At 51.6% G+C, this 19601-nt stretch carries 15 protein-coding genes; 7 read left to right on the top strand and 8 right to left on the bottom strand.

Annotation, left to right across the window (positions count from 1 at the left end; genetic code table 11):
* Window positions 1–6: 6 nt before the first annotated feature.
* The gene (gene rfaE2, locus VE954_RS11040) at window positions 7–1500 is read left to right on the top strand and encodes a D-glycero-beta-D-manno-heptose 1-phosphate adenylyltransferase (RefSeq protein WP_324952628.1); all 1494 of its coding nucleotides are present in this window, start codon (window positions 7–9) and stop codon (window positions 1498–1500) included.
* Here rfaE2 and VE954_RS11045 read toward each other — a convergent pair.
* From VE954_RS11045 to ung, 5 genes are all read right to left on the bottom strand, one after another.
* Entirely contained in the window at window positions 1497–2441 is a 945-nt protein-coding gene (locus tag VE954_RS11045; RefSeq protein ID WP_324952630.1) for a hypothetical protein, read from the bottom strand. The genes rfaE2 and VE954_RS11045 overlap by 4 nt on opposite strands.
* Before the next feature lie 200 nt (window positions 2442–2641).
* On the bottom strand, window positions 2642–3640 hold the full coding sequence (locus VE954_RS11050) for a ribonucleotide-diphosphate reductase subunit beta (protein WP_324952632.1): 999 nt from the start codon (window positions 3638–3640) through the stop codon (window positions 2642–2644).
* A gap of 11 nt (window positions 3641–3651) precedes the next feature.
* Window positions 3652–6045, bottom strand: a complete 2394-nt coding sequence (locus VE954_RS11055; RefSeq protein WP_324952634.1) for a ribonucleoside-diphosphate reductase subunit alpha — start codon at window positions 6043–6045, stop codon at window positions 3652–3654.
* Window positions 6046–6893: 848 nt separating this feature from the next.
* Window positions 6894–7607 carry a VC0807 family protein gene (locus VE954_RS11060; protein ID WP_324952636.1) on the bottom strand — a complete coding sequence of 238 codons (714 nt, stop codon included), beginning with the start codon at window positions 7605–7607 and terminating at the stop codon, window positions 6894–6896.
* Between the two features lie 9 nt (window positions 7608–7616).
* Window positions 7617–8315, bottom strand: coding sequence for a uracil-DNA glycosylase (gene ung, locus VE954_RS11065; RefSeq protein WP_324952638.1), 699 nt, complete (start codon window positions 8313–8315; stop codon window positions 7617–7619).
* Window positions 8316–8584: 269 nt separating this feature from the next.
* On the opposite strand from ung, the gene VE954_RS11070 reads away from it, so the two are divergent.
* The gene (locus VE954_RS11070; RefSeq protein WP_324952640.1) at window positions 8585–9184 is read left to right on the top strand and encodes a response regulator; all 600 of its coding nucleotides are present in this window, start codon (window positions 8585–8587) and stop codon (window positions 9182–9184) included.
* A 59-nt stretch (window positions 9185–9243) separates the two neighbouring features.
* Here VE954_RS11070 and VE954_RS11075 read toward each other — a convergent pair whose 3' ends face one another.
* Window positions 9244–11223, bottom strand: a complete 1980-nt coding sequence (locus VE954_RS11075; RefSeq protein WP_324952642.1) for a S9 family peptidase — start codon at window positions 11221–11223, stop codon at window positions 9244–9246.
* A gap of 108 nt (window positions 11224–11331) precedes the next feature.
* Here VE954_RS11075 and VE954_RS11080 point away from each other — a divergent pair, with 108 nt between their 5' ends.
* From VE954_RS11080 to VE954_RS11090, 3 genes are all read left to right on the top strand, one after another.
* The gene (locus VE954_RS11080; RefSeq protein WP_324952644.1) at window positions 11332–12297 is read left to right on the top strand and encodes a GSCFA domain-containing protein; all 966 of its coding nucleotides are present in this window, start codon (window positions 11332–11334) and stop codon (window positions 12295–12297) included.
* A 6-nt stretch (window positions 12298–12303) separates the two neighbouring features.
* Complete coding sequence (locus tag VE954_RS11085) at window positions 12304–12945, top strand: GNAT family protein (protein ID WP_324952646.1); 642 nt, start codon at window positions 12304–12306, stop codon at window positions 12943–12945.
* Between the two features lie 250 nt (window positions 12946–13195).
* Complete coding sequence (locus VE954_RS11090; RefSeq protein ID WP_324952648.1) at window positions 13196–13381, top strand: hypothetical protein; 186 nt, start codon at window positions 13196–13198, stop codon at window positions 13379–13381.
* Between the two features lie 73 nt (window positions 13382–13454).
* Here the strand turns inward: VE954_RS11090 and VE954_RS11095 are convergent, their stop codons facing one another.
* The gene (locus tag VE954_RS11095) at window positions 13455–14042 is read right to left on the bottom strand and encodes a DUF488 domain-containing protein (protein ID WP_324952650.1); all 588 of its coding nucleotides are present in this window, start codon (window positions 14040–14042) and stop codon (window positions 13455–13457) included.
* A gap of 23 nt (window positions 14043–14065) precedes the next feature.
* Entirely contained in the window at window positions 14066–14935 is an 870-nt protein-coding gene (locus VE954_RS11100) for a penicillin-binding transpeptidase domain-containing protein (protein ID WP_324952652.1), read from the bottom strand.
* Between the two features lie 620 nt (window positions 14936–15555).
* Here VE954_RS11100 and VE954_RS11105 point away from each other — a divergent pair.
* Complete coding sequence (locus tag VE954_RS11105; RefSeq protein WP_324952654.1) at window positions 15556–17922, top strand: hypothetical protein; 2367 nt, start codon at window positions 15556–15558, stop codon at window positions 17920–17922.
* Complete coding sequence (locus VE954_RS11110; RefSeq protein WP_324952656.1) at window positions 17919–19574, top strand: hypothetical protein; 1656 nt, start codon at window positions 17919–17921, stop codon at window positions 19572–19574. Before VE954_RS11105 ends, VE954_RS11110 begins: the two co-directional genes overlap by 4 nt.
* The last annotated feature ends 27 nt before the right edge of the window (window positions 19575–19601 follow it).

Genomic DNA, 19601 nt, shown 5'->3' on the forward strand with positions numbered 1-19601 from the left:
AGATCAATGTGGACAAAACCAAAGCTTCCCTGGGATCAAAAAACAGTACGCGTGGCCGTGATCGGCGACCTCATTCTGGACGAATATTTGGATGGAGTCGTCAATCGGATATCCCCTGAAGCCCCTGTCCCGGTTCATCTCGTGCGCACGACTTCCATCACGGCCGGCGGTGCGGCCAACGTTGCCCGCAATATCCAGCTGGTCGGCGGCGAAGCCTTGATGATAGGGGTCTGCGGGAATGATGGAGCCGCCGATCAATTGAAGCAGCTTTTGAAGGTGGATGCTGTCGACATCAAGGGCGTCTTTACCGATCCCGAGCGTCCCACCGTTCGTAAAACCCGCATCACCGCCAATCATCAGCAGCTGGTGCGCGTGGATTGGGAAGAGGTAAGGTCCATCCCGCAATGGATGCAGGACGAACTTTATCAATATGTGGAAAAGCAAAACTGGGATGTGATGCTGCTCAGTGATTATGGTAAAGGCGGCCTGCCTCGCGAGTTTCTGCAGCGATTGATTCAGCTTGCCCGTCAGCGTCAAGTTCCCGTCGTGGTCGATCCCAAGGGCAAGGACTATTCACAGTATGCCGGCGCCACTCTTGTGACGCCCAATCGCAAGGAAGCCTGTGATGCCCTGGGTCTTGACAATCAACCCTCGCTTCCCGCCCTTGAGCTGGCCGAAAAACTCCATAAGAACTATGCGATCGAAAATATTCTGGTGACTCTGGGTGCCGAAGGCATGCTGGGCCTTGAAGGCAAAACCGGCGAGAAAGAGCAGCTGCGCGCTGTGACCCGCGAGGTCTTCGATGTGTCCGGTGCTGGTGATACGGTGGTTTCCATCATGGCTCTGGGTCTTGGGGCTAAAATTTCCCTGTTTGAATCGATGCGCCTGGCCAATACCGCGGCCGGTCGGGTGGTGGAAAAATGGGGAACGCAACCCATTCTGCGCCATGAACTGATCGAAGCTTTGGAGCATGAAGAGGACCACCATCACTTTGGTTTTACCCAGACCTCGACCAAGATCATGGAAAGCCGGGACGTGAGAGCAGCTATCGGCCCCATCGGCAAGCGCTCACAGAAGGTCGTCTTCACCAACGGCTGCTTTGATATCCTGCATGCCGGACATATATCCTATCTTGAGGAAGCCCGTTCCCGGGGTCACCTCCTGGTCATTGGCGTGAATACCGATCGATCCGTTCGCCAGCTGAAAGGCGCCAGTCGGCCGATTATTTCCTGTGATCAGCGCATGCGTCTGCTCGCAGCTTTGCAGTGCGTGGACTTCGTGGTGCCCTTCGATGAGGAAACCCCGGGCCGCCTGATAGCTGAGATCATGCCGGATGTTCTGGTGAAAGGTGCCGACTACGAAATCCATCAGATCGTCGGCGCGGATGTGGTGCAGGCCAACGGCGGAACGGTGGAACGCATCCCTTTTGTGGAAGGTCTTTCAACCAGTGATATCGTGCGTCGTGTTCAGGAGAACAAGGGTGTGGGGCTCGATTCCTAATTGCCTTTTTGTTCGATCGATACACTGATCGTGATCGAATTTTCTTCGATATAGTCGACGGATTTGTTCAAATTCGCCAGGGTCCCGAGCAATCCGCCGATTCTCACGTCCAAGCCGATCACCTGCACAGAAAAATCCAAACCATAGCGAAACTTCGGATAGCTCAGAAAAAAGAGATTCAGATCATTCTCCATGACCGACTTCAATTCCCCGCTGGAATACTTGTCGGCGTTGAAGATGGCCTGAGCGCCTGCGATATCATAGGTGGCGTAATCGAGCCAGGGCACGATTGCAAATCGTTTGAGCACAAACCAGCTGAGGTTCAGCCCCGCCTCGTAGTGATTGACCGTATAGCGAAAGCTTTGTATATCCGCGTCTTCGATCGACACGGGCCCAGTTTGTGATTGAATCGAGCTTACCCCGTGCTTCACATTGAGGCTCTTGCCCCCCAGGATCATGGCCAGACGCAATTTTTTGTGCAATTTGGGAAAGGGTAAAAAGGCCAGGTTCAAGCCGAGCCCACTGGTCTCCAGCGTCGACTTCTGCCGGCGCTGGTAGGTGTTGTAAGAGTCGGTATAAACCCACTCTTCGGCCAGCTTCGATCGTTCAATGGAAAATCCGATCGCGATGGTTTTGAGGGAAAGTGCAAGATGCGGTTCCAGTTTATAGCCCGTGACTGTTACGGCATTGTCTTCATTGACTTTGGCCAGACCCTCAGGCTTTTCCATGAGCTTGAGGTTCACTTCTTCAAATTGACCGGCGTAGGTGATGGTATTATGCGCGGGGACGATATGAGTGATCGGCGGCGACTGATAAAGGCCGGGGTTTTTCGCCCGCTGCTCGACGAAGTCGTCCACAATCGGCGTGCGCGGATCGATGGATTGGGCCCCTACCGCTCCGGGCAGAAAAAGAAGGGTCAGCAGTATCCAGATGGCCGGCACGTGTGCTCCTTGATGGATTCTCACGGTTTCTTATCGGCAGTCTGAAAACAACTGGACTGTCCTTTCCAAAAAATAAGAATAGGCAGGCGGCGAGGCTCGGGAAACCGTAAAGGGGAGGTGGTTCCAGGGGCGCGTCTGGATCAAAAATCCAGACGGCAGGGTTGGGTCATGAAGCGGAAAAATAGGCGTGGGAAGGGGACTTAAAAGTCCTCGTTAAAGCTGACTTCACCGGTGACGCCCTTTTGATAGGCGGCGACACGTCGTTCGAAGAAGTTGGTCAGTTCCTGCACGTCCTGAAGTTCCATGAAACCAAAGGGATTCTTGGACATATAAACCGGCGTGATGCCAAGGGTCACAAGGCGCTGGTCAGCCACGTATTCCAGATAGGACCGCATATCCTTTTCCGAAAGACCGGCGATACCAAAGCCAAGGACGTCCTGAGCAAAGGCCATCTCGCATTCCACAGCTTCATCGATCATGCGGGTAATGTCGCGGCGCAGACCGTCATCAAAGAGTTCGGGCTCTTCGTCGCGGACCTGCTCGATGACCGAGAACGCAAAGTTCATATGACAGCTCTCATCGCGGAAAACCCAGTTGGTTCCCGACGCGAGGCCATGCAAAAGTCCCTTGGACCTTAGGAAGTAGACATAGGCAAAGGCGGCAAAGAAAAACAGACCTTCGATGCAAGCCGCAAAGCAGATCAGGTTCAGCAGAAATTTCTGCCGATCGGCCTTGGTTTGCAGGCTATGCATCTCATTGATCGAATCGATCCAGCGGAAACAGAATTCGCCCTTGCGGCGGATCGAAGGAATATTTTCGATCGCGGAAAAGGCAGCGACACGTTCCTCGTCATTGGGCAGATAAGTGTCCAGAAGCGTCAGATAAAACTGGACGTGCAGCGCCTCTTCATAGAGCTGACGCGACAGATACATCCGGGCTTCCGGGGAGTTGATATGCTTGTAAAGATTGAGCACGAGATTGTTTGATACGATGGAATCGCCGGTGGCGAAAAAGGCCACCAGACGCTTGATCAAATGTTTCTCGGCATCGGACAGCTTGTCCCGCAGATCACCCACATCGGTCGTGAAATCAACTTCCTCGACGGTCCATGTGTTCTTGATGGCATCCTTGTACATGTCATAGAACATAGGATACTTCATCGGTCTTAGGGTCAAATCCATCCCAGGACTTAACAGCATTCTTTCACTCCTCACTGACACGCTTCGCAGGCATCCGGGTTTTCAAGGGAACAGGCAATCGCGGCAACAGCCGTGGTCGGGGTTGGCGCTTGCGCTGAGGTCTTATTGATTTTTGTTGCTGGTCTTGAACGCAGATAATACGTCGTTTTCAGACCCTTTTTCCAGGCATAATTATACATCGACGAAAGTTTTCCGATGGTCGGGCTTTCGCTGAAAAGATTCAGCGATTGACTCTGGTCGATATAGGCGCCGCGATCCGCTGCCATGTCCACGAGCGATTTTTGAGGAATTTCCCAGGCTGTCCGATAGATGGCCCGGACACTTTCAGGGATCTCATCGATACCCTGGATGGAACCCTCGGCCATCTTGATCTGATGACGGACCGATTCATTCCAAAGATTCAAATCTTTCAAGGTCTTCACCAAATAGGTGTTGATCTGAATGAATTCGCCCGACAGCGTCTCGCGCTTGAAGAGGTTCGAAACCTGGGGTTCAATACACTCATAGGCGCCGCAAATCGAAGCGATGGTAGCTGTTGGGGCGATGGCGATCAAGAGCGAGTTGCGCAAACCGTGAGCTTTGATTTTCTCACGCAGAACCTGCCAGCGGGCAGGATCCGAAGGCGTCACCTTCCACAGATCAAACTGGAGCACACCGTCCGCAGCCCGGGTCTCTTCGTAAGAGGGATGTGGTCCGAATTCCTTGGCCAGAGCGCAGGATTCTTCCAATGCTGCGTAGTAAATTTCCTCCTGCACGCGGCGGGAAATTTCACGGGCGCCTTCACTGTCAAACGGCAGCTGGAGCTTAAAGAAAGCATCCTGCAGACCCATCAGACCCAGGCCAACTGGGCGCCAGCGGTGATTTGACGAAGCGGCCGGAGCGATCGGATAGAAATTGATATCGATCACGCGATCCAGATACTTGACGGCTGTGCGGACATTTTCACGCAGCTTGGGATAATTGATCTCTTTGTTTTCAACATAATTGGCCAGGTTGATCGAACCGAGGTTACACACCGCGGTTTCATCCTGCGACGTGACTTCGATGATTTCGGTGCACAGGTTCGACAGATGCACAACGTTGGCCGGACTTTTTCCAGTCTGGTTGCATTTTTGATTGCTGGCATCCTTGAAGGTCATCCAGCCGTTACCCGTTTGAGCCAGTGATTTCATCATGACGGCATAGAGTTCACGCGCGGGGATCCGAGCCTTGGCCAGACCTTCGCGTTCGGCCGACAGATAAGCTTCTTCGAACGCGTCACCGAAAAGATCGGTAAAATGGGGCGCTTCTGCTGGATCAAACAGCGACCATTGGCCATCGCTTTCCACGCGCTTCATGAAAAGATCGGGAATCCAGTTGGCCAGATTCAGGTTGTGCGCGCGGCGTTGATCGTCACCCGTGTTTTCCCGCAGCTGCAGAAAGTCCAAAATATCTGCATGCCATGTTTCCAAATAAATACAGGCCGCACCTTTGCGCTTGCCACCCTGATTCACAGCCGAGACGGAGGAGTCGAGAGTTTTCAGGAAAGGGATGATGCCATTGCTTTTGCCGTTGGTGCCGCGGATCAGCGATCCCTGCGCGCGAATACGGTGATACGCGAGGCCGATGCCACCGGCGAATTTCGAGAGCATCGCCACATCTTTGTAGCGATCATAGATCGATTCCAGACTATCCTGAGGCGAATCCAGCAGATAGCATGAGCTCATCTGCGGACGACGGGTGCCGGAATTGAACAGCGTGGGTGTGCTGGGCATATAGGCGAACGAGGAAATCAGGTCATAGAATTCAATCGCTTCCTTGACGGTCAAGGAAAGCCCGCAAGCCACACGCAGGAAGAAATACTGAGGAGTTTCGAAAACCCAGCGTTTTTCTGGATCTTTCAGCAGATAGCGATCATAAATGGTCCGAATGCCGAAGTATTCGAACAGTTCCGAGCGGCGGTGATCGATCGACTGGTCGAGTTGCTCGCGGTGTTCCATGACGAAATTGTAGGTATTTTCGGCAAGCAGTCCCACTTCATAGCCATGCTGAATGGATTCAGAAAAACTGCGGACCTTAAGCTTGGCCACTTCATCCAGAACAAACTGATGCAACTGACGGGCTGCGAGTTTGGAGTATTCAGGTTCATCAGCAATCAGCATCGCCGTGGTGTGCATCACGAGCTTGTCAATTTCTTCGCTGGTGGCGCCGTCGTAGAGTCCATTCACCACCTTGTCCAGGATCCGCTGCACATCCACTTCATGGAGACCATGACAGAGCGAGGCAATCGATTCGCTGAGTTTGGCGCTATTCAGCGGCTCCCTATCGCCGTTCCTTTTTCGAATAAAAATGGAACGTTCACGGCGCAGTCCAAGGTTGGCATCTGCTTCGACAGTGGTTGTGCTGCTGGGCGTGTGAAGACTCATGGCAGTTCCTCTCGACTAGAGCTATGAAGATTGACCTGACGGCCTAAAGCCTTTTCTGAGTGGCAAAGGCTTTTAATGCAAAAGCCACGCCTTGAGCAGCGCCAGGACAGGGTTTCAAGAAAAAAAAATTCCCTGCGATCCGGTGCATCGCTTTCAATATCATATATATCTGGATTGTTGTGTCTCATGTGCGGGAACCTGGTTCCCGCTGGGGTATTCGGCTGCTGGCAGAAGAGAGCATGGGCTCCCCCAGGCTGCACGCCGCACCCGGCCGCTTGAGTTTATTGAATGCGGCCCTCGATTCCTTGGCTTAACATCGCATGTACGTGTTCCACTATTTACTCACCATCTGTTCAACTTATATCTCAACAACTTGAGCGCGTATCATGTGTCGGTAGCTTGTGAAAGCCAAGTCCATTTGTGAATTCGGAGTCTGTTTGTTGCCGACGAAATTTAGCATATCTAGTGTGAGCAACCTGAGTCAACCCCTAAATGTAGCGCTATCTTGTGCATGTCCTGTGAATAAGTTGCCGAAAAGCCGAGGAAAATGAAAGCAGGTTGCGCACTTGTGGGAACTATCCTCGATTGAAAAAAAAACTTATCAACAAGCCATGATGCAGGCCCGTATTCTTTGGTATAGCTGGCTCAGCGGACTTTTTTTGAGGAAGAAACAGCGGTGGTTTGAACTTTTGCATAACATGCAGGACGGATTGGCAAGTCAACTCAATTTTCAGTTTTTCTCATCGCGCGACTTGAAGAATTTCTCCTTGCCCCTCGCCAGGTTTTATGACAGTCGCGACTCCCGGGTTCACCGATGAGTCGCGCGCGAGCTAGAAAAACTGCGTATTTCACTTGCGCGGTGTCGCCTTTTCCTGGGTTTTCAACACTTCTTCCGTCTCAAGACCCGTTAAATTCTTAATGCCTTTCATCAGACGAAAGAGCGCGAACATCATGATAGCCATGGATGGGATGACGATGACGGGCCAACTCAGTGCATGCATACGGCCGAGCTGTTCGTTGAATTCGGGTGTACCCGTCGGGCTCTTCAGGATCACTTGGGCCAGGACAAAGTTGAGTATGGCGGAAATTAAAAAGGAACCAGCCAGAAGATACGAGGACTGGGCCAGAAGGCGTTCAAAGGATTGTTTATGATGCGTCGATTCCAATCGTGATTCGACCAGATCGACATTGATAATCGTGTCGTTGTAGAGAAGTTTTTTGACAAGTGGACTTTGTGTGCGCATCGACACGATGATGGCGATCCCGATCAGACTGGGTATGGCGGCTTCCTTGACGGCGATCCACTCCACGGGCAGTTCGGTCAGGGTAAAAACTCCTGTCAGCAGGATGCTGATAAATCCCAGACCGGAAATAAAGCTAATATGACGCCGCTTGGCAAAATCCCAGATGCCGTAGACGATGGGAAAGGACAAGGCCAGGATCATTCCCTTGACAGGTCCCAGTCGTTCCGCGGTGCTGAGCTTATTCAAAATCAGCGAGGGAATCGCGATATTGAAGAGGAGGCTGATAAAGGGGTTTTCCTGAGCATTCTTCTTGTCCATTACTATCCTCTATGCGTTCAAATTTTGCGGCAGCTGCCAGTGGATCGGCGGTTCCCCGCGCGATTTGAAATACTCGTTGATCTTCGAGAATGGTTTACTGCCAAAGAAACCGCGATGGGCCGACAGCGGCGAAGGATGCGCGGTTTCGATCACCTGGTGTTTGCTGCGATCGAGATCACGGCCTTTCTTCTGGGCGTGCGAGCCCCAGAGTACGAAGACCAGCCCTTCGCGTTTTTCATTCAGTTCCTGAATGATGCGGTCGGTGAAGTGCTCCCAGCCGCGCTTTTGATGCGACGCGGCCTGGCCCTGCTCCACCGTCAGGACTGTATTGAGCAGCAAAACGCCCTGCTCCGCCCATGACTCCAGGTAACCGTGATGCGAGGGTGGAACACCAAGATCCGCTTTCAATTCCTTGAAAATATTCACAAGAGAAGGTGGGACCGGCACCCCCGGCTTCACCGAAAAACTCAGGCCATGCGCCTGATCAGGTCCATGGTAAGGGTCCTGGCCCAAAATCACCACGCGCACCTTGTCAAACGGCGTGGCGTTCAAGGCATGGAAATAGTCCGACCCTTTTGGGTAGATGATTTTGCCTCGGGCAATTTCATCTTTCAAAAAGCTCTTCAGCTTAATCATATAGTCCTGTTGAAACTCAGGCTGCAGCACCGCCTTCCAACTGGGGTGCATTTGGATTTGGTCATTGCGCATAAAAAACCCTAAAAAATAGCCAACTGGTACGACCCGCACGAATCCACTTATATATCGGGTTGTTGCTCATTCGTCCATGCCGTAAGAATGTCCCAGCCCAACCCGCCAAAAATCGCCCCACCGTTTGACGCCGGTCGTTAAATCCAGGGCACATTATCCCATATTTTCCGTGGGATGGGCCTGTCCCTACATCTCCGCAGGGCGAAGACGGATAAGAGGGCAGAACAAGAATTTCCCAAGCGGGTCTGTAAACCACCACTGAGGCGCTGATGCGTATGGATAATGCTGACAAACTAGCCTGCCTTGTTGTTGATGACAACTACGAGATTTTCGTGTTGCTGGAGGCCGCTGTGGGCGATATCTACGAGTGCGAATATGCACCCGACGCGTTCACCGCGCATCAGCTGCTCCTGACTCGCCAATTCGATATCATTCTGTGCGACATCCGCATGCCCCATATGGATGGCTTTGACCTGATGGAAGAGCTCAAGAAGAAAATGATCACCATCCCCGTGATCTTTGTCTCAGGCGCCGTGAATCCCGACACCGTCAAGCGCGCCTTCCAACTCGGAGCCGCTAACATCGTCGCCAAGCCTGTCTCTTTGCAGGAACTGCGCGATAAGATGAAGCTGGCGGTGGACCTTCACAAAAGGCTGATCGAGGAGAGCTACGGCAGCGATCAGGAGATGGGTTATGTTTATAACCTGCTCAAAACCTATTACTATGACACCCACGAGATCCTGCATCAGATCCAGCTCTATCATATTCCGATTTCTGTGGTGAAAGACGAGTTGGATAAAAAGCAGAGGCTGGGGAAATGCTTTCTGGACGACCCGGAAAGCATTCGGTTCCTGGCGAAGGCGGCTTGAACGGTCGTGCAGGCCTCTTCCGTGAGGAGGAGGCCAGCCATGAAAGGCCGGCCTTATCATCAGGGATTCGAAGTCGTCTTAGGCGAGAACAACACCTTCTCCAGGAACATCACAGTCGTCTGGAGGTAAACCGACTGGTTCGCCTTCTTCCTAAACCCATGACCTTCATCCTTGGCCAAGAGATACCAGCCATCATTCCCATTGGCCCTGACCGCTTTCACAATCTGCTCCGCTTCCGAAGCCGGCACGCGGGGATCATTGAGACCTTGCACAACGAACAGAGGCTTTTTGATCTTATTCACGTTGGTCAAAGGCGAAATTTTATCAAGGAATGTCTTCATCTCCGCCACACGTTCATCACCATACTCCACCCGACGTAAGTCCTGACGATACGATTTCGTGTTGGTCAGGAAACTGATGAAGTGACTAATCCCAACCGTATCGATACCACCGGCCAGACGGTCGCTGTAATAGGTCATCGATGCGAGAGTCATATACCCACCATAGGATCCACCCATGACAACAACCTTACTGGCATCCAGATCGGGCTGCGTTGCAATCCAATCCAGCAACGCTCCAATATCCTTAACCGAATCCTCACGCTTAAAACCATTATCCAGGGTCAGATAAGTTTTGCCATAACCCGCCGAGCCACGGACATTGGGCGCGATCACGGCCACGCCGAGTTCCGTGGCGTAGTATTGAAAATTAGCCGAAAAACCGGGACGGAACTGAGCCTCAGGCCCTCCATGAATACTGATGACGACTGGCAGCTTGCCCTTATGATTTTTGGATTTATACACAAAGGCTGGAATCAGGCGAGGCTGATTGTTCAGCTGGTCGAACGTGGGATAACTGATCAGTTCCGGGTCCACGAAATTCTGATTATTCAGACCACCGGTTTCGCTCTCGGTCCAAGCCTGCATTTTATTGCTCTTGAGGTCGTAGACGAACACATCACCCGATGATTTGGCTGAAGAGAGGGTCATGGCCAGCAGATTGGGTTTCTGCGGATGAAAGAAGAAGCTGCCGATCTGCCCAATGGGAAGGCCTTTCAGTTCCTTATAAGCAAGGTTCTTCGTATCCATCAGATAAATTTTGCTGATGCCGCCTTCATTGGTTTCAAAAGCCAGACTGCGACCATCCGGTGACAGCCGTGCAGCATCCACATCCCAATTGATATCGGCAGTGATAGGCTTGGCGTTTTTGTTGGCAATGGTATAGCTATAAAGCGTCTTGAATTCGCCCTGGCCATCATTCGAAAGAAAGATTTGCCGACCATCCTTGGAAAAGGTCGCCGCACCAAAGGCAGTTTTAAGGCCGGGGAACAGCTGCTCCAGTTTCTTTGCCTTGATATCATAGAGATACAAGTAATTTTCATTGGCCGAAACCGACTTGGCCACCAGCAACTGCGTAGCATCCCAGTTGAATTCCATGGGCTCCCAGGTGCCGCCTTCCTGCACGACAAGTTCAGCCTTGGCTTCCGGTTGACTCAAATCCTGGACATAAATATCAGTGTCGCGACCGTTGCGTTTGGTGCTGGCAAAAGCCATCAAGCGACCCTGATGATCCCACATCGCGGACTCATTGCGCGATTCTCCATCCGTCAACATTTTGGAACGGCCTGTGCCTAGATCCATCAGATAAATCTGGGAGTTCTCATTGCCGCCTTTATCCTTGAGAAAGAGCAGGTGAGGCGTGACAGGATTCACATTCGCGACACCTACGGGCTCATCAAAGAAGGTCAATTGCTTGCGATACTGCAGGGGTCCCTTGACCGAGTGCAGCTGAGCGGCTTCGGCAAACCGTGTGCTGATCAAAAGGCCCTGATCACCAGGGAGCCAGCCTAAAACAGAGGCGGAACGGATATTTTCATACTGGTTCAGACGTTCTTTCAGACTGGCAGGAATCTCGGGAATATTTTCCATCACCAGATTGCCGACCTCGCGCCGACTCACTTCCTTGGTGCTGGCTGCCTGCATGGTCGGCGCACAAAGCGCGACCAGGGCCAGAAAAGAGATGGACTTAAGACTTTGCATAAAGAAAACTCCTGAGAAATGGGTCTGCAGCAATCTAGCGGCTGTGTGTGGCCACTTGCAATGTGAACTTGGGTCCGCCATAATATGCCGCCGATTCTGGGAGTTTTCATGAAGTCATTTAGGACAGATTTTGCGTGTCTACCGGATCCATTCCTGGACCTGAAGCAACCGATATTGACCCTGGGATCCTGCTTTGCGGAGCATATGGGTCAAAAACTTTTGGATTTCAAGTGGCAGGGATTAAACGCGCCTTTTGGTACTCTCTTTCATCCCCTGGCGCTCGCCAGGCTTCTCCGTATGGCGGTCGAGCAGACTGATCTGGATGAGGAGCTATTTACCGAGCACGACGGGGCCTTTTTTCATCACGATCTGCACAGTCGATTTTATGCAGCGGATCGTGCCACGCTCCAGCTGCGGTGGCAGGCACTCGCGGCGAAGGTTCGCGATGTTTTGCAGACGATTCCATGTGTCCTCCTCACTCTGGGGACGGCCTGGGTTTATGCAAGGAAAGCGGATGGTCACCTGGTGGCAAACTGCCACAAAAAACCCGCCGATCAGTTTGAAAAAAGACTGCTGACGGGCCAGGAAATTCAGACGGCCTTGGAAGAAATACTGCATTTTCTGCCAACGTCTTCGCCCCTGATTGTCAGCCTTAGCCCTGTGCGGCACACGCGCGACACGATGGTTTTAAATAGTTTAAGCAAGAGCCTGCTGCTGGTTCAAATTCATGAATGTGTAGCCCGGCACGTCCATCGTGTGCGCTATTTTCCGGCTTATGAAATTATGCTGGATGATCTGCGCGACTATCGCTTTTATGAAGCGGATATGATTCATCCCTCGGCTCAGGCGATTGATTATATCTGGGAGAAATTTATCGGGTGCTATGCAACGGATGAAGCCAAGGCCTTCCTGCGCCGGTGGCAGAATGTGCTGCAAGCGGTCAGGCATCGCCCCCAACGCATGGAAGCGCCGTCTTACCAAAAGCACATTCAGCAGGTTTTATGTGAATTGGAGTCTTTTGCTCCCATGGATTGTCATGAGGAAATTGCGGACTTGAAATCCCGCATTTTTTGAAACGCCATGCTCCTCAATGAGGTCGACCTTTTGATCCCTTCAAACTTTGAGAAAAAGACAGACCGCCTGATCATCCGTTTCTACAATGCGGATGACTTCGAGCTTTGGAAAAAAACCCACAAGCAACTTCCCAAAGCTCGAAACAAATGGGACATCAAGCCTGATCCCAATTTCAAGTGGACGCGGCAGGCCTTTAAAAAAATGCTGCAGCAGGAACAAAGAAACCGCGATGCCGAGCGCTATTACTTTATCGCGCTGGATCGTTCGTCAGGACAGCCCATCGGCCATGCGGTTCTGTTCGATATCCGCCGGAAGATTTTTCAATCTGGTGGCCTGGGCTATGGCATTTACAATCATTCCTGGGGACAAGGTTACGGCCGTGAGTTGGTTGAAGCCATGCTGGAGGTCGCCTTCAAGACTCTAAAACTGCATCGAATCGAAGCCGCGATTGAAGGAAAAAACCGGCGATCGATCAACCTGGCGAAATCGGTTGGTATGATCCGCGAGGGCATCAGGCGAGGCTTTGTCTATATGAACGGGGAATGGAAGAGCTTAACCATTTTCAGTTTGCTGGCCGAAGACTTCAATGTGTCTTTCAAATTTCCTCCCAAGGCACCTGAACCAGCCGGCAAATCCGGAAAACGATAAGAGCTCGAACGGATCAGCCGGCCGTTGGTTCGTCCACGCGCACCTGGGATGAGGATGCATGCAGCCCAGCCCTTTGCGGTCATCCGCGCCTTGCATGGGCGTTATCCTTGTCCTGCGAGGCTCCCCATAGGGTGGAGAGCGGGTTCTGGATTTTAAGCTTGCTCCCTACCCCTCTGATCTGGAAAAATAGGCGCATACTAATAAATTACTGCAGCCCATTTGGGCGGCGCCTCGGGAGGGGCAAGGTCGCATGTTTGATCATATGTTCAATCGGTCTTCTGGTCTGAAGCTTCTGGCTTTACTTGGCGCCATGATTGCCGTTCTCGCCATTTTCGAAGGCGTGGTGAGCTATCATGATCGGAAGGTTTGTGAGAAGGCTGGCGGCGTTCAAACCAGCATCGGCTGCGTGGATCAATCGATTTTCAGGGCCAGGTGAGCGGCCGCATCCCGGCCGATTCCGCCATGAGTCTGATGTTACTCCTGACCCTTTGAACTTTCAGAATCAGCCTTTAACGTGCGTGTGCGTTTTTTCCTGGGAGCACCGGGTGTCGGACGCCGTGGGCTTGTACGTCACTGACTCCTGGCTGTTCAGGATAACTCAGTTGGCCCGCTTCTACATGCGCGATCTCGGTCAGCTGATGGGACTTTGCTGGTGCTTTCGAAAGAATGTGCCGAACGTCAACGCCTCGCACGACCAGAGCATCCGCAATTAAACGTCGATGACAACGCCACCATACCGCCTCGGAGCACATGACGGCTACAGTGCTCTGCTGCGCTATGGTCAGCAGTTCGTCCAGACCTGCCGAGAATTCGCTACTTTCCATGTAATCAGCATAGGCTTTAAAGGATTTATTACGCCAGCCGTTGCTGCTGCTGATGCTTTTCCCTGCTTTGCGCAAACCTGTCAATCGTGGAAGGTGAACATAACTTATGCCGACAGAAGGCAAATCCTTCTGCAGCATTTCCAGATTGAATTGGGGATTGGTGCGGGAACGCGGCATTTTGCGAACATCTGCGACCAGCGTGATGGCGCGCGTCTGAAGAAGCTCAACGAGGTCTTCCAGGGTTCGATCGGAATGACCAATGGAATAAATCATGTCTTCTCCTCCTTGCGCGCCTGTTACCAAAGGCCTCGTTCAGCTAGCATGCCTTTCATGGAATCCTTGGCCAATCCACCACCAAATGAAGCGTCGACGATAGGCGTGCGATCATTGTAGGTAAGGACGGCGAGGAACTCATGTCCATCGGGGCGTTTGATGTGAGCCACGAACCAACCCAGACGAAGTCGAAAATCCTCGCCTATAAATCCCGATCCCGTTTTACCCGAGAGCACCGTTCCTCCCGGAGAGGTTTCTGATGGCAGCAATTTCCTGGCCTTGTGCATGGCATCCTTTGAGGCCGGCAATTCATTTTTATAGAGGGCCTTAAGGAATTCAATCTGCTCGAGTCCAGAAATCGTCAGGCTCGTCTTCGGGTCTGTCGTAAGAAAAGGCGCCGGGGTCAACCAGGCGTCTTCGAGGCCTCCACTGTAGTCGGCACTCCCATAGCCGAACTTGCTCAAATAACTTTGAATACGCGGGCGCCCCAACTGCCGGGTTAGATGTTGCGAAAACCATACCACTGACTCAGTCATCCAACTTTGCGCGGTCTGATCCTTGTTCCACTCTGGAACCATGCGTTTCTTTCCGTCCCATTTCAGCGACGAGGATTTGTCCTTCAAAATGCCGGCATCAAAGGACATGACGGCCAAGGGAACCTTGAAGGTGGAACAGGCCGCGTGGCGTTGCTTGCAGCGCTCGGGGTTGATCGTTTCTTTGACTCTATTTTCTTTAAGATCATAAAGAACAAAACAGGCGTCTGTGGCAGCAAGTGCCGGGGGAAAACTTGCAGGAGTCGGGCTAGGCGCTGGTTCATTGGCGGCGAAAACAGTAGGTAAAGTGAGATGAAAGACTGCGGCCCAGAGGACGAGGGGTCGAGATGGAAATCGCATGGGGACCCTCCTTTGCCGGACACGTTAGCAAATGATTTCCTGTTGGTCTTTCCAGAAAGTGTCAATGAAGGTTATTGACGACACCTCCGGCCCTGGTTACTTGCTTCCGTAGCTCATCAATTTTGTTAATAAGCCTCTCGCTATTTTTCTGCGACTCCAGTAGTTAGCATTTCAGACCTTTCTGCTATGCAAAGCAGGCTTCAAGGTTGGTTGGATGACTGGTCAGGCAAATTGCGAATAAAAAAATGAGTGCAATATTTAGCAGACCTTTCCGTCCTAATCGCTGGAACAAAAAGCTTCGAACATTTTGAATTTTGTTTCTAACAATGAAACCCTCCCGCTATTTGGTAACCATTTGAAATTAAAGACTAATTTATTTCAAGACTCGCAATTCCATGCACGCAGCCATCTTCAAAGTGACGTATTTGGTGGGCCATAGATATCATCTTCCTGAAGCTGTTTGCATCCGGCTCGAGCGTTCTCGCAAAGGCGCACTTTGGATCAAATAAAATTTTATGGGCGTTGTTCCATTCAAAAAGACAGGCTGTAAGTCTCCATCGAGACTGGACACATAAATTCGATCTTAAAGCATCATTCATTTCTTTTGTGTAAGGGGTTTTATGAATTTAGGTTATCTGGATTCCACGTGTAAAAGGTTATTGGCATTGGCGCTGGTCGCGGCCGTTACCGAAGGCTGTGACAATGATAAGAAAGACAAGCGGAGCAATAATCCGCCGCCGGCAGCAGCCTGCAGTGAAGGCCTTGCCGATGGCCAAAGTCAAAGCCTGACCCTGTATCGCAAGGATCTTGCACCCTTCGGCACCACCTGCAATGAGCAGTCGTTTGCTGCCACTGCGACATGTAAAGCAGGGGTCACGAACTTTTCCGAAGCAGGTTCGGAAAGTTGTGAAGAAACTGTCCTGAGCTCCATCACCCTGAGCTCGGATATCAAGGAAGTGGAAGTCGGCCAAACCTTTTCGCTCAAGCTCGAAGGTGTCAATCAGCTCAACGAAAAGATTGTCATCGACGGGACCAAGGCGACCTGGACCAGTTCCAACTCTATAGTGACGATCAGTGAGTCCGGTGTCATCTCCAGCACCGCGATAGCTAACGACGTCACGATCACGGCCAAAGTCGGTGAACTGACAGCCCAGTACAAACTGAATATCATCGGCAAGAGTTGTGACCAAACTCTCAACGGTGCGACTCGCGAATTCACTCTCTATCCCAAAGCCACGATCGCTTTCAACGCAACTTGCGAAGCTTCCAAAGTTCAGGTGAAGTGTGAAAACGGCACCTTTTTGATTCCTCAGGATCAATCAGAAACCTGTACCAAGGCGACTTTGAAAGGATTGACCGCTGAGCCAGCTTCACTGTCGCTCTTCGCGAGCGAAGCCAGACAGATCAATCTCTTCGTCGTTGATACCATTGGCACCAAGATTGCTGTACCGGCTGACCAGGCCACCTGGACAGTTCCAGCAGGCGCCAAGGTAACTCTTGCCAATGGCACAATTACCGCTCTTGAACGCATCGTGGAAAAGTTCGAGATCACGGCTGCCGCCCACGGTTTCACAACCCCAATCACAGTCGGCCCGCAAGCCAAGTTAGAGGGCTTCGAGCAGAAAGACGTGCTGATGAAGGAAGGGGACGAGCTGACCCTGACTGTGAAAGCAGACCAAGCGGTTGAAGCCAAAGAAATGAACTGGGAATCGAGCAACCCGGAGCTCGTATCAGTTGAGTTGGGCAAGATCAAGGCTTTGAAGCCTGATGGTGTCGCGACGATTACGGCCAAGCTTGATAAGCAGACGATTACAGTGGAAGTCAGCGTGGAAGCTGCTTTGAAGATCACTTCAGAAGCGGTCTATTATGCGGACGATCAGATCGCTCGTGATGGCAGTATTTCAGTCAAGCTCATCACAGCCGATATGCCAAAATTCATCGCCTATCGAACAACCGTAGCTGGACCGGCTCAGGAAAAAGAACCGATCCTCGCCACGCCGACAGAAGGTTGTAAGTTCAGCCTGCTGGCTGCTCAAAAAAACTGGGATCTCCAGGTTGAACTGGTCGAAGATCAGGAAGTCCTGCCAGCCAACTGTGAAGTTGAAGTGCAGTTGACATCGAAGGCAGGTCAAAAGCTGAATGAAAAATTCAAAATTCCGGTGGACTATAGCCGCATTTCGATGACTGAACTGCCACAGGTTCAGGGACCAAACGGCCTTGAGCTGGCACGCGTGGAATACAAGTTGTCCAGCAACATTACAGCCCCCACCGCGACCGTAAACGTACTGCGCAAAGAAGTGTACGGTGACATCGACTGTCAGTTCGAAGTCATCCCGGAAGCCTCCGGTTACCTCGTGGTTTCGAAAAACGCTGCCTCACAGGGATGCGTTGGTAAATTTGAAATGGAACTTCTTGATACGAATTATCCAGACTGGAAGGGTGACTGGAGTGACCTCGTTGTTGTTTCGAGCGAGAAATCGTTCAGTGAAATATGCAGCGCTCCTACTGCCGATCAGAAAGCGACAGTGGATTGGATCGCAAAACGCAGCGGTTTCGTGCTTAACCTGCCGGACCGTAATCAGGACAAAGCTTGTAAAAATTTCAGCCGCGCCTTGCGCGTAGAAAATTTGACCACGATTGAGTCCATGGCTTCGTATGAAAGTCTTACTCCAGAAGAAAGACTTACGAAGACTCGCCCAAGCCATAGACTCGCCCTCGCTGACAAGGGTCTCACAGATCTGAGCCCATTGGCACGGTTCGTTGGTGTCGATATGCTTGACCTGACCAATAATACTGAACTGGTCAACATTAGCGCTCTGAAAAACTTGAAAGCTCTGACCGACTTGAAATTGGCGCGTACGGCAGTCCAGGACTTCAGTCCTCTTTTCCAACACACCAATCTGAAGACATTGAAACTTCCGGCCAATGCAGTCATCGCTTGTAGTGCTGAGATCACCAATCAGAAAATTAAGGATATTTGCAAATGAAACATACCAATATACTCTATAAGACATCGGCATTCGCCCTTTCAGCCGCATCCCTACTCGCTGCCTGTACCCCACAGCAGTCAAGTGAGGTGAAAGACCGCTGGAACACCCCGAATAATCCAGTCGTCATGTTTGCTACGGAAAGTGCATTCGAAACCGATTTTGATGTGCTTCCTCTGAATGGCAGACCCGAAAAAATGCCTTGGAGCGATCACTACTGGCCGACATATCACGGCGGTATTACGTACCGTTGGGGTGATGCAAAGTCTGCCTTACTTGAGAACACTGTGAGACGCAGTAGCGATCGTACCTTTGCAGGTCAACTTGATGATGATCTGTCCCTTCAGAATCTACGGAGTGAAGTCCTGGGTTACGTTCCTTATACAAAGGAACAGCTGTCGGCCATGAGCCCTGAGGCACGCAAGAAACTGATCAGCACTCTCTCGCCGGCAGAAAAACTTGATATCTACCGTGGCGCTTTCGACTACCCTACCGTGGCTGCTGAGCGCGCGCGTACGGGAATCGAACGCACTCTGCGCAAACTACCGAGTGCAGGCGGTCCGCTTGTCGTTAACCCGAATTACGTCGCCAAGAGTAAAATTCCGACCTGGTTTGGTCTTTGCCACGCCTGGGCTCCTGCGACGGCTTTTTTCCAAGAACCCAATAAAGTTACGGTGACAAGCAAGGATGGTTTCGAGGTGCCCATGGCATCGTCCGATGTCAAAGCCCTGCTGACCTATGCTGTTCATAACGATCAAGGAGGAAAGACTCCTTTTATGGGCCAGCGTTGTAACGACGACTTTGATGCCGCTACAGTGGACCCAATTTTGGAAGATCTTAAACTTCTGACAAAAGGCGATATGACGGCTGTTAATGCCAAGGTGAAAGAGTTCATGCAGAAGACAAGCCTGAGTTACGAGGCTTCGCTGGCAGCAGCGTCTTTCTTCTACAATTTCGCGCCAAGTCAGGCTGAGGCGGACAGCGCGTTCAAGGCTTTGTATGACGGTCTTATCGCATCGAAGAATGGCAAAACCAAGCGTAATCTGGCCAAAGTCTACAAGCGCTCGCTCACAAACTTTGTGGATGCAGGCTCAACCGCCAGCACAAATTGGGACGTGCTCGAGTCGACTCTTACTGACGCGATCAGGATTGCATCGCCTACGTGTACAGACACCAACGCCGGCGCATTTCACTTGGTCCTCGCTAACAAGCTCGGCCTGCAAAAAACCAGTTTTGTGGTCGACGTGACCCGTGATGATGAAGTTTGGAACCAGGCCGCAGCCCTGTATAGCAGCCGAGTTATGGAAACTTACACGGGTGACAATATCTCTGCCGATGCAGCTCCTGGCACAGTCAGAGAAGTCCGGGTGAGGACTCAATTTCTCTATACCACTGAAGCAGCGATGCAGTGGGACCGCGGTGGGAATAACAAGGATCTTCGTGACTATCATGTCGAAGCCGGCGACAACTACCGCTCGGGCAACCAAAATGTTAAACGCTATGAGTATCGCCTGGAACTCGACATCGATGGAAAAATCATTGGCGGTTCGTGGATAAGTACAGAGAGACCAGACTTCGTCTGGGGCATGGAAGACTTTATTTTCGACGAAAAGTTCAGTGATATCGCAGACATTTACTACCAAGCTAAGTAATCATCTCGGGCCCGGCTTTGTTTTGCA

This window comes from Oligoflexus sp. (genome assembly GCF_035638955.1).
Classification (GTDB): domain Bacteria; phylum Bdellovibrionota_B; class Oligoflexia; order Oligoflexales; family Oligoflexaceae; genus Oligoflexus.

Coding starts and splice junctions, on each gene's coding strand:
- VE954_RS11090 (WP_324952648.1), top strand. CDS start 13,196: ATGTTTGATCATATGTTCAATCGGTCTTCTGGTCTGAAGCTTCTGGCT.
- VE954_RS11100 (WP_324952652.1), bottom strand. CDS start 14,935: ATGCGATTTCCATCTCGACCCCTCGTCCTCTGGGCCGCAGTCTTTCAT.
- VE954_RS11095 (WP_324952650.1), bottom strand. CDS start 14,042: ATGATTTATTCCATTGGTCATTCCGATCGAACCCTGGAAGACCTCGTT.
- VE954_RS11080 (WP_324952644.1), top strand. CDS start 11,332: ATGAAGTCATTTAGGACAGATTTTGCGTGTCTACCGGATCCATTCCTG.
- ung (WP_324952638.1), bottom strand. CDS start 8,315: ATGCGCAATGACCAAATCCAAATGCACCCCAGTTGGAAGGCGGTGCTG.
- VE954_RS11110 (WP_324952656.1), top strand. CDS start 17,919: ATGAAACATACCAATATACTCTATAAGACATCGGCATTCGCCCTTTCA.
- rfaE2 (WP_324952628.1), top strand. CDS start 7: ATGTGGACAAAACCAAAGCTTCCCTGGGATCAAAAAACAGTACGCGTG.
- VE954_RS11085 (WP_324952646.1), top strand. CDS start 12,304: ATGCTCCTCAATGAGGTCGACCTTTTGATCCCTTCAAACTTTGAGAAA.
- VE954_RS11050 (WP_324952632.1), bottom strand. CDS start 3,640: ATGCTGTTAAGTCCTGGGATGGATTTGACCCTAAGACCGATGAAGTAT.
- VE954_RS11060 (WP_324952636.1), bottom strand. CDS start 7,607: ATGGACAAGAAGAATGCTCAGGAAAACCCCTTTATCAGCCTCCTCTTC.
- VE954_RS11105 (WP_324952654.1), top strand. CDS start 15,556: ATGAATTTAGGTTATCTGGATTCCACGTGTAAAAGGTTATTGGCATTG.
- VE954_RS11075 (WP_324952642.1), bottom strand. CDS start 11,223: ATGCAAAGTCTTAAGTCCATCTCTTTTCTGGCCCTGGTCGCGCTTTGT.
- VE954_RS11055 (WP_324952634.1), bottom strand. CDS start 6,045: ATGAGTCTTCACACGCCCAGCAGCACAACCACTGTCGAAGCAGATGCC.
- VE954_RS11070 (WP_324952640.1), top strand. CDS start 8,585: ATGCGTATGGATAATGCTGACAAACTAGCCTGCCTTGTTGTTGATGAC.